The sequence below is a fragment of the Streptosporangium sp. NPDC049046 genome (genome assembly GCF_040649155.1).
In the GTDB taxonomy this organism is placed as follows: domain Bacteria; phylum Actinomycetota; class Actinomycetes; order Streptosporangiales; family Streptosporangiaceae; genus Streptosporangium.
The window spans coordinates 375,585-388,318 of record NZ_JBEZEZ010000003.1; the positions used below are offsets into that span (position 1 = coordinate 375,585).

Consider the following 12,734-nt stretch of genomic DNA (forward strand, 5'->3'; position numbering starts at 1 on the left):
CGCGCCCTCCACCGAGGCGTCCACCGCCGACGCGGTCGCTGCCGAGGCGCCCGCCGCCAACGCAACCACCGCCGACGCGCCCACCACCGAGGCACCCACCACGAACATGCCCACCGCGGACACACCCGCCACCGAGGCACCCACCGCGGACACCCACACCGCGGACATGCCCACCGCGAACGTGCCCGCCGACGCACCCACCGCGGACATGCCGACCGCGAACGCACCCACCGCCGACGCACCCGCCGCGAACATGCCCACGGTGGAGCCGCCGGCCGCCGCGCGCCCGGAGGCCCCCGTGCCGCCGGACGCTCCCGCGGCCGGCGAGGCCACGACGGAAGGCGGCACGAGCGGCACCACGGTGCAGAGCGCCGCAGCGGCTCCCGTTCTTCCCGCGCCCGAGGGAACGCTCCCGAACCTCAACGTGGAGTAAATGCGGAGCCGGCAGGTGGACCGGCCGCCGATCCGCGGATCAGCCCGCGGGTCGGCATAGATCCACCGCCGAACCATCGCGGGGGAGGGCCGTGCCTCACGGGGCACGGCCCTCCCCCGCCGCATGTCAGGTCGGCGGGACCGGGGCGCCGTCAGTGCGAGGCGTCCAGGAGGGCGTCGAGGTCGTCCTCCGGGAGACCGAGGTCCACGCGAATCCGGTAGCGGGTTCTGAGCAGGGCGATGTGCTCGCCGCTGCCCTCCACCGCCCGGTGCGCCCCCTCGGTCGCCCACTGATGGGCCTCTCCGAGGTCGCCGTAGGCGACGAGGGTCTCGGCGACCGTGAGGGCGGTGGCCGCGGTGACGTCACCGACGGCGCGGATCGCCGCGATCACCTCCCTCGCCTCGTCGGGCCGTTCGAGCTCGAAGAGGGTGTCGGCGATCCCCGCCCGGGGATCGACGCTCACCTCGCCGCCGTCGTCCACCGCCCGCTGGAAGCAGTCGAAGGCCCGGGCGGGCTGTCCGGCCTGCCGCCACTCCTCGGCGGCGAGCACGAGGATCGCCGCCCGTGATATGTCGCCGGACGCGTACGTCTCGACCAGGTCTTCGAGTCGCCGGGCCAGGTCTTCGTGATCGTCGGCCAGAAGTGCCTGCTCAAGCAATCGATCAAGTTGCTCACGTGTCACATGCGCCACATCGCGAGAGTACCGAGCGACGCTCGACCGCGTACGGCCAACGGCAGGTATTGGCAACGTTACCTTGGGCAAACGAACGACTACGCTACGCGTTTTTTCCCAGCAAAACGGGCATATGACCAACGATTACTGACAGAGGAGCGGGTCACGGGAAGGGGTCGCGATGGGCATGTCCAAGCAGACATCGTTCACGTTGATGCTCCTTCTGGCCTTCTCCGTGGTCGTTCCCGGGTCCGCCGGATACCTCTCGGTCAAGATGGAGGCGATCGGGCAGGCACACCGGGAGCTGGTCACCCTGGAGAACCGCATCCGTGGCGAGAGGCTCGCCGCCCGGATCAGGAAAGTCGAACGAAACCACCGGGAGAGGCGGCTCCAGCCGATCATCTCGTCCCGCCGTGAGTCGTGTGATTCCTCGGGGAGGTCTCGCGCGGAGCCGAGGACACGGCCACCCGGACTGTCCGCGGTCGCTCCCGTTCCAGTGGCGGGTACGGAACGGCGGCAGGACGAGCGGCCGCGTGCGCGCGGACACGTCGTCAGGAAACGCGTCCCGCAGGGACAGGGACCGGATACTCGGGAACGTGGCACGCGAGGGCGGGAAACGCCGGGGCAGGGCGTACCGGAGCCCGCGCGGCAGGGGCTGACGGCGCAGGGGCGCCCTGAGGCCGCCTTCCCCGAGCGGTGGTCCCAGCTCGAACGCCGGGGCGGACGACACCGGGAGGGGGAGGACGTGCCTGCCGCGCCGGACGCGCTCACCGCACCGGACGCGCTCGGCGTCGAGAGCCTGCCGGAGGGCACCGGCACATCCCCCGTCGAGGCTTCCCCTTCCGTATCCCCTCAGCCCGTATTCCCTCAGCCCGGAACACGGGCGCGGTGACGGCTCGCCCCTTCGCGCGGCTCGCGCTTCGTCAGGGGGGCGATGACTCTCAGACCGAGACGCGGGCGAACTGACGGTTCAGATAGCCCCGGATGAGGCGCTTCGCCTCGGCCACGATTTCCGGAGCGCCGTTCGGATCGCGCCGGAAGGCCAGCTTGAGCACGGCGTCCCCGGCCTCGACCGCGACGAGGATCGCCAGGTCGAACTCCTCGCTGTCGGCCAGCCCGTACTCCTGCAGGAGGAGACCGCGCAACCGTCCGGCGATCACCGTGTTGTTCTCCGACGAGGCGTCGAGCAGGTTGAGGTCGACCACGTCGCCGAAGTGCAGGGACCGGAAACCCGGCACGGTCCTGTGCATCTCCACGTACTCGTCGATGATCGCGTCGACCGCGTCCCACCAGCCCTCGTAGTCCTCCAGCAGAAAGCGCCTGCCGATACGGGAGACGAACCCCTCCACGTGGCGCCGGGTCACCGCCTGGGTGATGGCTCGCTTGTCGGGGAAGAACTGGTAGACCGAACCGATCGCGACCCCCGCGCGCTCGGCGATCCTCGTGGTGGAGAGCGCGTCGTAGCCGATCTCGTCCAGCAGGTCGGCGCATGCGTCGAGCATCCGCTCGACACGTCGCGCGCTCCGTCGCTGGGTGGGTTGGCGCCGCAGTGGAGCCTCTCCGTGCTCCTCGCAGGACATGGTGGACACCACACCATCTTGCCCCTCTGACACGTCAGGGTCAGTAGTTATTCACCAATCACGAGTTTTCTCCACCCCGGGGTGGACCGGACGAACCGCGCAACGCCGCATGTGAGGCGGTGTGTGAGTGCCGGTGGGACGTCACCTGGCTCCTCCACCGGCGTCACGCCCTCCTGCCACACGAGACGCCCGGAACCTGTTCCGCACCTCCTCCGGAATATCGGGAGATGTCCGGAACCTCCGCCGGGCCCGCTCCGAGTCACTCGGAGCGGGTGGGCCTGGCGGCGAGGCCGGTGCAGCCGCGCAGCGCCTTCCAGTCCGCGACCGCCTGCTGCCGCCCGGTCCCGGTGATCGGGACCGGCACCCCGCCCTGGATGGTGGCCGGGGTCCACTGGTCCTTGAGCACCTTGCGGCCGTTGATCGTCAAGGTGAGCACACCGGTCCTGCCGGTCTCCGGTCCCCAGTTGTAGAAGACGAAGTTGCCCAGACCGTAACTGACGTAGCTGTTCTTCAGGTATCCGGCACCGAGCAGGATGTGCGCGTGGCCGCCGACGACGACGTCCGCGCCGGCCGCGACCAGCTTGGGCGCCAGGCCGCGCTGCGCCTCGTTGGGGCACTTCTGCAGCTCGGTACCCCAGTGCAGATGGACGATCACGGTGTCCGAGTTCTTGCGCGCCCTGCGCACCTCCTGGAGCAGTCTCGCCTCGTTCTTCGCCGAGGCGAGGCCGCCCTGGTCGCCCGAGGCCGTCCACGCCTGGATGAACTCCGCGTCCAGCACCTGGGTAGCGCCGATGATGGCGACGCGGTTGCCGTTCACGGTCGTCCGCCACGGCTTGTACGCCTCGGCCTCGTTCCTGCCCACACCCACGACCGGGAACCTGGACCGTTTGATGGCGGCGAGAGAGTCCGTCAGCCCGCTCTGCATGTAGTCCATGCCGTGGTTGTTCGCGAGTGAGGCGACGTCCACCCCGGCCGCCTTCAGCGCGGTGAGCGCCGTCGCCGGGGCACGGAAGGTGTACTGCTTGCCGGGGGCCGGGGTGCCGCCGGTGGTGATCGCCGTCTCCAGATTGATCATCGCCAGGTCGGAGCTTCTCAGCACCTTGGCGATCGGGCCGAGCGCGGTCTTCGGATCGGCGTTCAGCCGGTTTCGCAGCACGCCCTCGAAGTGGACATCCCCGCCGAAGGAGATGGTGTACGGCTTACGCTCGGGCGTGGGGGTGGCCTCGGCCGGTTCGGTGGGTTTCTTCACGGCGTCGGAGGACGGTTCGGGGGCGGCCGACTCGGCCGCGGAGCAGGCCGCGAGAAGCACGGCTGAGGCGGTGACCGCGGCGACCAGGGCGAGGCGGCGAGCTGTGTACGTGTCCATCGGTATCCGAGGATGCCATCTCGTCCATCCCCGTGTCACAACTCGCGCCGCCGGATTCGTTTCCGCGAAAAAGCCGGAGCCGGTCGCCGATGCCCGGCGTCGCGGGCCGTCCCCGGACAGGGTGTTCCGGGGCCGCCTGTCCTCGCACGGCTCGTTTCTCCCCGGAGACCGCGGGCCCTACGGCCTCACGTGACCGTTCCGAACTGTTCCCTGGAACACGAAAGGGGGCTGTCCCGCCGTTGGGCAAGCCCCCGGTCCTGAAAGGACGGTCACTCAGAGATCGAAGTCTCCGCTCTTCACCGCCGCGACGAACTCGCTCCACTCGGTCCCGCCGAAGAGCAGCACCGGTCCGCGCCTGTCCTTGCTGTCCCTGACCGCGAACCCCTCGCCGGCCAGGCGAGCCACCTCAACGCAGTTGCCACTCGCGGCACTGAGCCTGCTCTTTCGCCAAATCACTCCATATTGGTCAATATCGGACACATCTCACCTCCTCTCCCATAGGTGGCCATAGGGCACCTTAAGAATGAAGGCGTGATGGAAAACGTGCAAGGTATTGGACGTGTCCAGATAGGACACCATGTCCGACGCGCTTCCCCGGTGTGCGATGATTCTCCCCTGCTCCACCGGCGGGCGGTCAATCCATCCGGTGAGCAGAGACAATGAAACGCGGTAATCGCAGCGGAGCGGCTCTTTTTCTCCAGGTGAGCACTGGAGCCGCTTCTGCTATATGTCGAACTCTCCGTCCTTCACTCCGCCGACGAATGCCTTCCACTCATCGGGAGTGAAGACCAGCACGGGCCCGGATCCGTTCTTGCTGTCCCGGACCCCTACGCCGCCTCCGCTCAGCGTCGCCACTTCGACGCAATTGCCGTTCGGAGAGCTGTGCGCGCTCTTCTTCCACATCGCACCGCTGAAATCAGTCGCGTTCATTTTTCTTTCCATAAAAATGACGGTAGTCGCCGGTTGGCAGACCGGTCGCTACCTGCCCCAATGCTCGCTTACTTCTTTGATCAGCTCCTGCGAGCCGGCCTCTGGAAGAGCTCGTTCCATCAAATGCTCAAAGGCACGCTCATACCCGTACACTTTTTCCACATCATCCACGTACCGTCCACCGAAAAGCGATTCAAGGTAGACTATGTCCGGAAAATCGGAAAAGGTGAGGTGCACGAACGGTCCCGTGGACACCGGTGGCGGAACATCCTTGGAAAGAATTCTCATATCTACGTGTTCCAGCTCCGAAACCTCGATCAGGTGTCGCAGCTGATCTCGCATGACGCGAGCGTCACCGTACTGACTTTTCAACACGGATTCGTTGAACACCGCCAGCAGGGTCAGCGGCCTGGAGTCGTACAGCAACGTACGCTGACGCGCCATCCGCACCTCGACCCGATCCTGGAACCAACTCGACGGCACCTGGCTCGCATGCTGCCCCACCGAGATGACCGCACGAGCGTATTCCTCTGTCTGGAGAAGCCCCGGCACGATCTGGGGTTCCCAGTTACGCATCTCAGTGGCCTCCGCCTCCATCCCGATGAGCGTGATGTAGTCATCGGGAACGGAATTTCGATATCTCTCCCACCAGCCCTTCCTGGAGGCTTCACGCCGTAGCGCGACCAGGGTCTCCCTGAGCCGCTCGTCGACGCCGTAAAGGTCGGCGAGCGCCTCGACGTCCGCCTCCTTGGCCAGCGTCTTGGCGGTCTCTATCCGGCTGACCTTCGCGGTCGACCACCCCAGGCGACCGGACACCTCGTCACCCGTCATGTTCAGGCCTTCGCGGAGCCGGCGCAGCTCCATGCCCAACCGGCGCTGACGGAGTGCTGGACTGCCACGTTCCGACATCACGACCTCCTCACCATGACGGGCGAGCGGCTGTCACGGCCTCAACAGGAACTCGATGAATAGTAGTGCAAATTACACTGATGGTTGCAGTGCATCTGCGGAAGTTTATTGCTTTTTTCCTTACGGCAAGTCTTGCAGCCAAATCTATGCTGAGCGACTATCAGAACAGGAAGGTCCTCGCAAGATCGGGGGAGCCACCGGCGATCATCCGGAGGGCGTCTTCGAGGGCATTCGTGAGCCGCGGGTGTGAAACAGACACGCGGCTCTTCGGCAACGGCGCCGTCTTCGAAGAAACGGAGTTGACACGGGGAGGCCGACAGGGGGAGCAGCGGTAATCGGCTGGCGACGGCCCAAAGTCGCACGCACTCACGAGAGTGTCCTGATCGGACACAAAAAACACCGGGTCGGCGGCCACCGACCCGGTTGGCACAAGAACTCCGCGTCAAAGCCACGAAGGGAGTCTCCTATGTCCTTCCACCGTACCAACAGAACCCACGGAATCAAGACCTTCATTCTCGACCTGATCTATGTGACCGACCGAGAGCTCTGCATGGACCAGGACGAGTGGGCCTACCGGCTCGGCTGGAGCGTGACCCGGACCGGTTTCGGGGCCAGGCACTACCGCGAGCCGCGGTTCGACCTCCTCAAGGCCGAGCGGACGGCCGCTCCCGCCCTCACCCTGGCGCCCGTCCACGACAAGGGGGCGGGCGGCGATGTCGCGGCGTGATCTCCGCGGCAGCCGCTACGGCCACCCCGGCGGCCGGCCGCCCAGCCGTGCGGGCCTCGTCGTCCGGCTGTGGCGCTGGCGGACGGAGGTCGCGCTGCTCGCCGCCGCCTCGTTCCTCACGGTCACCGTGGCCCTCTCGCTCCGCGAGGGCGACTGGTGGCCGTTTCTCGTCGTGGTCTGCGCCGCCGTCACCCCCGTGGCCTCCGGCTTCGGGAGAAAGTGGGTGACGGCACACGTGTGGTGCCTGGTCTCCCGGCACCGCCTCCAGCGGGCGTGCGCGGAGACCGGGATACACACCCGCTTCGGCCGGTTGCCGCTGATCCTGTGGATCACCCCCACCGCCGCCGGGGAGAAGGCGCTCGTCCTCGCCAGGGCGGGAACCTGCGCCGAGGACTTCGACGCCTTCTCCGCCGAGATCGCGGCGGCGTGCTACGCCCGCGACGCCGTGGTGTCCCGGCACCTCAGGTGGGGGAACCTGCTGACGGTCGAGATCGTCCGTGGGGGCGAGGTCTTCGGTCCCCCGGTGGGTCTCGACCGGCTCTACGGGCGGACGAACTGGGTGTGCCTGCGGGCCGGCCACGCCACGGAGACCGACCGTGCCACAGAGGCCGCCCTCCATACGGCAGAAGCCCACCGTGCCGTGGAGGCCGGCCACGCCCCGCAGGCCGGTCGGACCACGGAGACCGGCCACCCCCGACAGGCCCGCCGCACCACAGAGGAGGAGCCCGACATCCACCGCGCCACCGTCCCGTTCTCCGGACCCGGCGAGTTCCCCGGACCCGGCGAGCTTCCCGGGAGGCGACGACAGGCCGCGTGAACCTCCACCCGGCCGCGAAGGAAAGCCCCGGAGCCCAGGCGGTTTCAAGGGGTCGTCGCGACTTCTCGGATCGAGATGTCGCGACGACCACGTGAATCCAAGCCACGCTCCGGGGCTTTCCCTGTGCCGGACCGACGGCCATGATGAGTTCATTCGCCGAACCCAGGAGCGCCGATGAGAACAGCTCACAGGACCTGCCCTCTCTGCGAGGCCGTCTGCGGCCTCCGGCTCACCCTCGACGACGCCGGACACGTCACCTCGGTCAAGGGCGACCCGGACGACCCCTTCTCCAGGGGGTTCGTCTGCCCCAAGGGCGCGAGCCTGGGCCGCCTCGACGAGGACCCCGACCGGCTCGGCGTCCCGATGATCCGTACGGGTGAGGAGTGGCGCGAGGCGTCCTGGGAGGAGGCGTTCCGCGTGGTCGAGGAGGGCCTCGGCAGGGTGATCGACGCCCACGGCCGCGGTTCGCTCGCCGTCTACCTCGGCAATCCGAACGCCCACTCCATGGCGGGAGCCCTGTACGGCGGGCCGCTGATCCGCGCCCTCGGCACCCGCAACGTCTTCTCCGCGAGCACCGTCGACCAGATGCCCAAGCACGTCTCCTGCGGTCTGATGCTCGGCGACCCGATGGCCATCGCGGTGCCCGACCTGGATCGCACCGACCACCTGCTGATGCTCGGCGCCAACCCGCTGGAGTCCAACGGCTCGCTCTGCACCGCCCCCGACTTCCCCGGCCGTCTCAAGGCGCTGCGCGGACGCGGCGGCAAACTCGTGGTCGTCGACCCGCGCCGCACCCGCACCGCCGCCCTCGCCGACGAGCACCTGTTCGTACGCCCGGGCATGGACGCCTACCTGCTGTTCGGCATCGTCCACACCCTCCTCGCCGAGGACCTCACCTCGGTCGGCGCCGACATCGGCGGCATCGGGATCGACGGGCTGGAGGAGGTACGGCGGCTGGCGCGGGACTTCGCCCCCGAGGTCGTGGCCCCGATGTGCGGGATACCGGCCGGGGAGATCGTACGGCTGGCACGTGAGCTGGCGGCGGCCCCGACGGCCGCCGTCTACGCCCGCATCGGCACCTGCACCGCCGAGTTCGGCACCGTCGCGCAGTGGCTGGTCGACGTCGTCAACATCCTGACCGGCAACTTCGACCGTCCCGGCGGGGTGATGTTCGCGAAGACCGCCGTGGAGAACGGCCGCCGGAGCAGGCCGTACGTCACGGGACGCTGGCACAGCCGCGTCCGGGGGCTACCGGAGGCGAACGGCGAGATCCCGGTGGCCACCCTCGCCGACGAGATCGAGACGCCGGGAGAGGGGCAGGTCAGAGGGCTGGTCGTGGTGGCCGGCAACCCGGTGCTGTCGGCGCCGGGCGGACCCCGGCTGGACCGGGCCTTCCGCGACCTGGAGTTCATGGTCTGCGTGGACCCGTACCTGAACGAGACCACCCGGCACGCGAACGTGATCCTGCCGCCGCCGCGCGTGACGCAGTCGCCGCACTACGACCTGACGCTGCTCGCCTTCGCGGTCCGCAACTACGCGAGGTTCTCCCCGCCGGTCCTGCCGCTGGAGCCGGGACGTCCGTCGGAGGCCGAGATCATGGCACGGCTGGCGATGATCGCCTCGGGTCAGGGCGCGGACGCCGATCCGGCCCTGCTCGACGAGCTGATCCTCGACCGGATGCTCCGAAGGGCCGTCGAGACGCCCGGATCTCCGGTGGAGGGCGCGGACCCCGCCGAGCTGCGCGCCTCCCTGGACGGTGGCAGCGGAGCGGAGAGGCGGCTGGACGCCATGCTCAGGCTCGGACCGTACGGACTCTCCCTGGCCACTCTCCTGGCGAGCCCGCACGGCATCGACCTGGGAGCGCTGAAGCCCCGGCTGGCGGAGATCGTCCGTACGGCCTCGGGACGGGTGGAGCTCGCCCCGCCGCAGCTGGTCGAGGACGCCGCGCGGCTGCGCGAGCGGCTCGCCGTCCCGCCCGCGGAGATCGTGCTGATCGGGCGGCGCCATCTGCGTTCCAACAACAGCTGGCTGCACAACGTGGGGCCGCTGGTCGGCGGGACCAACCGGTGCACCCTGCAGATCAACCCGGACGACGTGAGCAGGCTCGGGCTGGGCGAGCACGCCGTGGTGCGCTCGGCCGCCGGAGAGCTGGTCGTGCCGCTTGAGCCGACCGACACGATCATGCCGGGGGTGGTGAGCCTGCCCCACGGATGGGGGCACTCCGGCACCTCGCAACCGGTGGCCGCCAAGCACGCGGGAGTGAACGCGAACACGCTGACAGATGATTCCGTCGTGGACATACCCTCGGGAAACGCCGTGTTCAACGGGGTTCCCGTCACCCTCGGCCGGGCGTGATCCCATGATCGCTCGGAAAAGCGGGATCGACGCGCATTAGGCTTGCGCGCGTGACCACCCCTCCAGCACAGGACCGTCTGCACGCTCAGCTCACCTTCGCCATGGAGATCGACAAGCTCAGACGCATCGTCCGCCGCAACACCCTCATGGACGGGTCGCGGCGTGAGAACGACGCCGAGCATTCCTGGTACGTGGGCATGCTGGCGATGGTCTTGGCCGAGCACGCGCCACCGGGCACCGACCTCGACAGGGTCGTCGCGATGCTGCTCGTCCACGACATCGTCGAGATCGACGCGGGAGACACGTTCATCTACGACGCCTCGGCCGTCGAGGCCCAGCTGGACATCGAGCGCAAGGCCGCCGACCGGATCTTCGGGCTGCTCCCCTGCGACCAGGCCGCGCGGTTGCGCGAGCTCTGGGACGAGTTCGAGGAACGCAGGACACCGGAGGCCAAATTCGCCAAGGCCCTCGACCGGATCGCCCCCATCATGGCGAACCACCACAACGAGGGCGGCACCTGGTCGCTGTACAAGGTGACGGCCGAGCAGGTGCTGGAGAAGGTGAAAATCATCGAGGAGGGATCGGCGACACTGGGCGCCTACGCCACCGAGATCATCGCCCTCTCCGTCAGCCGAGGGCATTTGGCGCGTGCATAACGCCGTTCTCGGGTAGGTCCCTATGGTCTAGGAGGGGGCAATGGTGAAGGAAACTGTCAAAACAGGGCGTCGGACCAGGCGTCTGGTGCCCGGGGTCGAGCTCACCGATCGGATCGAACGCTCGCCCAAGGCCGACAGACCGATCCGCGTGCTCGCCAAGGCCGTGCGCCGGCGGATCGGTCCAGGACCGCTGCGTGACCTGCTGCACGGGGTGCCGATCGGCAAACCGCTGCATCCACCGCTCGCCAACGTCAGCCTGGGTCTCTGGACGGCGACGGCGGTGCTCGACGTGACCCGTTCCGATCCGCGGGCGTCGCGGATGCTGGTCGCGGGCGGGCTCGCGGCCGCGATGCCCGCGATGGCGGCGGGCATCACCGACTGGTCGGCGCTCCACCGCGAGCAGCAACGGGTGGGGTTCGTGCACGCGATCGCCAACCTGACCGCTCTCGGGCTCTACGCGGGTTCGCTGGTGCTGCGGATGGCCGGGCGCGACCGGACCGGGCGGGTGCTGTCGTTCGCCGGCCTGGGGGCCGCGAGCGTGGGCGGCTACCTCGGCGGCCACCTCGCCTACCGGCAGGCGGCCGGGGCGAACCACGCCGAGTCCGTCGCCCACCTGGTCCCGCTGGGCTGGCACGACCTGTGCGACGTCGGCGACCTGCCGGACGGGCGCCCGGTGACGCGGAGGCTGGGTTACATCGATCTGTTCGTGCTGCGCGTCGGCGCGAACGTCACGGTGCTCGCCGACCAGTGCGCGCACCTGGCGGGCCCGCTCCACCAGGGGCGTCTGATCTCGGAGGAGGGGACCGCCTGCGTGGTCTGCCCATGGCACGGGAGCACCTTCAGGCTCTCCGACGGAGCCGTCGTACACGGCCCGGCCACCGCTCCCCAGCCGTCCTTCGAGACCCGGATCCGCCGCGACGGGGTGCTCCAGGTCCGCCCCGCGCAGACCTGACCGGGCACCCGCGGGGACGAACCCGCGCCCGGCCGCGCGGACTCGACCGGGAAAGCGAGGTGACCTTCGCGTCCGGTCGCGCAGCCCTGATCGGGAAACCGAGGGGACACCCGCGCCCGGTCGCGCGGACCTGACCGGAAAACCGAGGGGACACCCGCGTCCGTCTCCAGGACCTCGCCGGGAACCCGGCGAGGTGTCCGGGCGCGGAGAACCCGGGGCCGGGCGGACGCCCCGCCCAGGCGTGACCGTACATCTCACCCGGGCGTGACGAGAACCGGCTACCGCCGTCGGCCCGGCCTAGGCCGGCTTGCCGTCGGCGGGGTGTTCGACCAGGGCGAGAATACGGCTGGACATGAAGCGGGCGGTGCGCACGGCCGTTCCGCTCCGGGTGACCTCGCTCACCTCGACAACGCCGCCTCGGGCGTTGGCCACCTCAACGCGGCGCCCCGCTCTGGTGGCGCTGACCTCGTAGGTACGGGAACTGTCTCCTGCGTCGATGACAACCTCGACTTTGTCACCTTTCATACCTGAATAAGTACCCGGTAGCAGGCAGGTTCACCCGTACACCAGTTTGACTATCGCCACGATCCCGACGCACACCACGAACCAGCGCAGCACCGGGGCCGGCAGTCGCCTGCCGATCTTCGCGCCGAGGAAACCGCCGATCGCGGCGCCCAGCGCCACCATCAGGGCCGCCAGCCAGTCGACCTCCGCGACCACGATGAACAGCAGCGCGGCGCACGCGTTGACCAGCAGCGCGAGTACGTTCTTGGCCGCGTTGATCCGCTGCAGGCCCTCGTCGAGGAAACTGCCCATCAGCCCGATGAGCAGCACCCCCTGGGCCGCGCCGAAGTAGCCGCCGTACATGCCGCACACAAGAACGCCGCCCCAGAGCCAGGGGCCGCCGTGCGGATGGGGATGCTCCCGCCGGGCGCTCAGCCAGCCGTTGAGCCTTGGCTGGATCACCACCAGCACGCACGCCAGAGCGATCAGGACGGGCACGACGACGTCGAACGTCTCCGCGGGAAGGTACAGCAGGAGCACCCCGCCGATCAGCGCACCGACCAGCGCGGGAACCCCCAGCCTGATCAGCCGCGGGCGCTGCCCCCTCAGCTCCTCCCGGTAGCCGAACGCGCCGGTCATCGACCCCGGGACCAGGCCCACGGTGTTGGAGACGTTCGCGATGACCGGTGGCATGCCCAGCGCGACCATCGTCGGGAACGTGATCAGAGACCCGGAACCGACGACGGCGTTGATGCCCCCCGCCCCGACGCCGGCCACGAAGATCGCGACCGCCTCCCACGGTGTCATGCGCTTCCCCTCACTCGTCAGGCTC

14 protein-coding genes and 1 pseudogene are annotated in these 12,734 nt (G+C 68.9%); 7 read left to right on the plus strand and 8 right to left on the minus strand.

What is annotated here, in order from left to right:
* Positions 1-433, plus strand: a pseudogene (locus AB0B96_RS06205) (hypothetical protein); the annotation flags it as partial.
* 151 nt (positions 434-584) lie between these two features.
* Here the strand turns inward: AB0B96_RS06205 and AB0B96_RS06210 are convergent.
* Positions 585-1,124 carry a hypothetical protein gene (locus AB0B96_RS06210; protein ID WP_350942572.1) on the minus strand — a complete coding sequence of 180 codons (540 nt, stop codon included), beginning with the start codon at positions 1,122-1,124 and terminating at the stop codon, positions 585-587.
* 169 nt (positions 1,125-1,293) lie between these two features.
* Between AB0B96_RS06210 and AB0B96_RS06215 the strand changes: the two genes are divergently transcribed.
* Positions 1,294-1,998 (plus strand): hypothetical protein, encoded by a 705-nt coding sequence (locus AB0B96_RS06215; protein WP_362896853.1) that lies wholly within the window; start codon positions 1,294-1,296, stop codon positions 1,996-1,998.
* Positions 1,999-2,047: 49 nt separating this feature from the next.
* Here the strand turns inward: AB0B96_RS06215 and AB0B96_RS06220 are convergent, their stop codons facing one another.
* The 5 genes from AB0B96_RS06220 to AB0B96_RS06240 form a co-directional block, all read right to left on the minus strand.
* On the minus strand, positions 2,048-2,686 hold the full coding sequence (locus AB0B96_RS06220; protein ID WP_362896893.1) for a TetR family transcriptional regulator: 639 nt from the start codon (positions 2,684-2,686) through the stop codon (positions 2,048-2,050).
* A gap of 259 nt (positions 2,687-2,945) precedes the next feature.
* On the minus strand, positions 2,946-4,052 hold the full coding sequence (locus tag AB0B96_RS06225) for a CapA family protein (protein WP_362896854.1): 1,107 nt from the start codon (positions 4,050-4,052) through the stop codon (positions 2,946-2,948).
* A 273-nt stretch (positions 4,053-4,325) separates the two neighbouring features.
* Positions 4,326-4,532, minus strand: a complete 207-nt coding sequence (locus AB0B96_RS06230) for a DUF397 domain-containing protein (protein WP_350942567.1) — start codon at positions 4,530-4,532, stop codon at positions 4,326-4,328.
* A gap of 243 nt (positions 4,533-4,775) precedes the next feature.
* Complete coding sequence (locus AB0B96_RS06235) at positions 4,776-4,994, minus strand: DUF397 domain-containing protein (RefSeq protein WP_350942566.1); 219 nt, start codon at positions 4,992-4,994, stop codon at positions 4,776-4,778.
* Between the two features lie 36 nt (positions 4,995-5,030).
* Complete coding sequence (locus tag AB0B96_RS06240; protein WP_362896855.1) at positions 5,031-5,891, minus strand: helix-turn-helix transcriptional regulator; 861 nt, start codon at positions 5,889-5,891, stop codon at positions 5,031-5,033.
* 466 nt (positions 5,892-6,357) lie between these two features.
* On the opposite strand from AB0B96_RS06240, the gene AB0B96_RS06245 reads away from it, so the two are divergent.
* The 5 genes from AB0B96_RS06245 (at position 6,358) to AB0B96_RS06265 (ending at position 11,398) form a co-directional block, all read left to right on the plus strand.
* Positions 6,358-6,618: a hypothetical protein gene (locus AB0B96_RS06245; RefSeq protein ID WP_350942563.1), complete on the plus strand. Its 261-nt coding sequence runs from the start codon at positions 6,358-6,360 to the stop codon at positions 6,616-6,618.
* Positions 6,605-7,435, plus strand: a complete 831-nt coding sequence (locus AB0B96_RS06250) for a hypothetical protein (RefSeq protein ID WP_362896856.1) — start codon at positions 6,605-6,607, stop codon at positions 7,433-7,435. Before AB0B96_RS06245 ends, AB0B96_RS06250 begins: the two co-directional genes overlap by 14 nt.
* A gap of 174 nt (positions 7,436-7,609) precedes the next feature.
* Positions 7,610-9,790 carry a molybdopterin-dependent oxidoreductase gene (locus tag AB0B96_RS06255; protein WP_362896857.1) on the plus strand — a complete coding sequence of 727 codons (2,181 nt, stop codon included), beginning with the start codon at positions 7,610-7,612 and terminating at the stop codon, positions 9,788-9,790.
* Between the two features lie 101 nt (positions 9,791-9,891).
* The gene (locus AB0B96_RS06260; protein WP_350943540.1) at positions 9,892-10,446 is read left to right on the plus strand and encodes an HD domain-containing protein; all 555 of its coding nucleotides are present in this window, start codon (positions 9,892-9,894) and stop codon (positions 10,444-10,446) included.
* 40 nt (positions 10,447-10,486) lie between these two features.
* Positions 10,487-11,398 carry a Rieske 2Fe-2S domain-containing protein gene (locus AB0B96_RS06265; protein ID WP_362896858.1) on the plus strand — a complete coding sequence of 304 codons (912 nt, stop codon included), beginning with the start codon at positions 10,487-10,489 and terminating at the stop codon, positions 11,396-11,398.
* 297 nt (positions 11,399-11,695) lie between these two features.
* On the opposite strand, the gene AB0B96_RS06270 is transcribed toward AB0B96_RS06265, so the two are convergent.
* Positions 11,696-11,923, minus strand: a complete 228-nt coding sequence (locus AB0B96_RS06270) for a hypothetical protein (protein ID WP_329088968.1) — start codon at positions 11,921-11,923, stop codon at positions 11,696-11,698.
* A gap of 30 nt (positions 11,924-11,953) precedes the next feature.
* Positions 11,954-12,709 (minus strand): sulfite exporter TauE/SafE family protein, encoded by a 756-nt coding sequence (locus AB0B96_RS06275; RefSeq protein WP_350942559.1) that lies wholly within the window; start codon positions 12,707-12,709, stop codon positions 11,954-11,956.
* Between the last annotated feature and the right edge of the window lie 25 nt (positions 12,710-12,734).

What these genes read in the sequence shown, in the direction of transcription:
- AB0B96_RS06215 (WP_362896853.1), top strand. Translation starts at nt 1,294, where the DNA reads ATGTCCAAGCAGACATCGTTCACGTTGATGCTCCTTCTGGCCTTCTCC.
- AB0B96_RS06220 (WP_362896893.1), bottom strand. Translation starts at nt 2,686, where the DNA reads ATGTCCTGCGAGGAGCACGGAGAGGCTCCACTGCGGCGCCAACCCACC.
- AB0B96_RS06225 (WP_362896854.1), bottom strand. Translation starts at nt 4,052, where the DNA reads ATGGACACGTACACAGCTCGCCGCCTCGCCCTGGTCGCCGCGGTCACC.
- AB0B96_RS06235 (WP_350942566.1), bottom strand. Translation starts at nt 4,994, where the DNA reads ATGGAAAGAAAAATGAACGCGACTGATTTCAGCGGTGCGATGTGGAAG.
- AB0B96_RS06240 (WP_362896855.1), bottom strand. Translation starts at nt 5,891, where the DNA reads ATGTCGGAACGTGGCAGTCCAGCACTCCGTCAGCGCCGGTTGGGCATG.
- AB0B96_RS06245 (WP_350942563.1), top strand. Translation starts at nt 6,358, where the DNA reads ATGTCCTTCCACCGTACCAACAGAACCCACGGAATCAAGACCTTCATT.
- AB0B96_RS06250 (WP_362896856.1), top strand. Translation starts at nt 6,605, where the DNA reads ATGTCGCGGCGTGATCTCCGCGGCAGCCGCTACGGCCACCCCGGCGGC.
- AB0B96_RS06255 (WP_362896857.1), top strand. Translation starts at nt 7,610, where the DNA reads ATGAGAACAGCTCACAGGACCTGCCCTCTCTGCGAGGCCGTCTGCGGC.
- AB0B96_RS06260 (WP_350943540.1), top strand. Translation starts at nt 9,892, where the DNA reads ATGGAGATCGACAAGCTCAGACGCATCGTCCGCCGCAACACCCTCATG.
- AB0B96_RS06265 (WP_362896858.1), top strand. Translation starts at nt 10,487, where the DNA reads ATGGTGAAGGAAACTGTCAAAACAGGGCGTCGGACCAGGCGTCTGGTG.
- AB0B96_RS06270 (WP_329088968.1), bottom strand. Translation starts at nt 11,923, where the DNA reads ATGAAAGGTGACAAAGTCGAGGTTGTCATCGACGCAGGAGACAGTTCC.
- AB0B96_RS06275 (WP_350942559.1), bottom strand. Translation starts at nt 12,709, where the DNA reads ATGACACCGTGGGAGGCGGTCGCGATCTTCGTGGCCGGCGTCGGGGCG.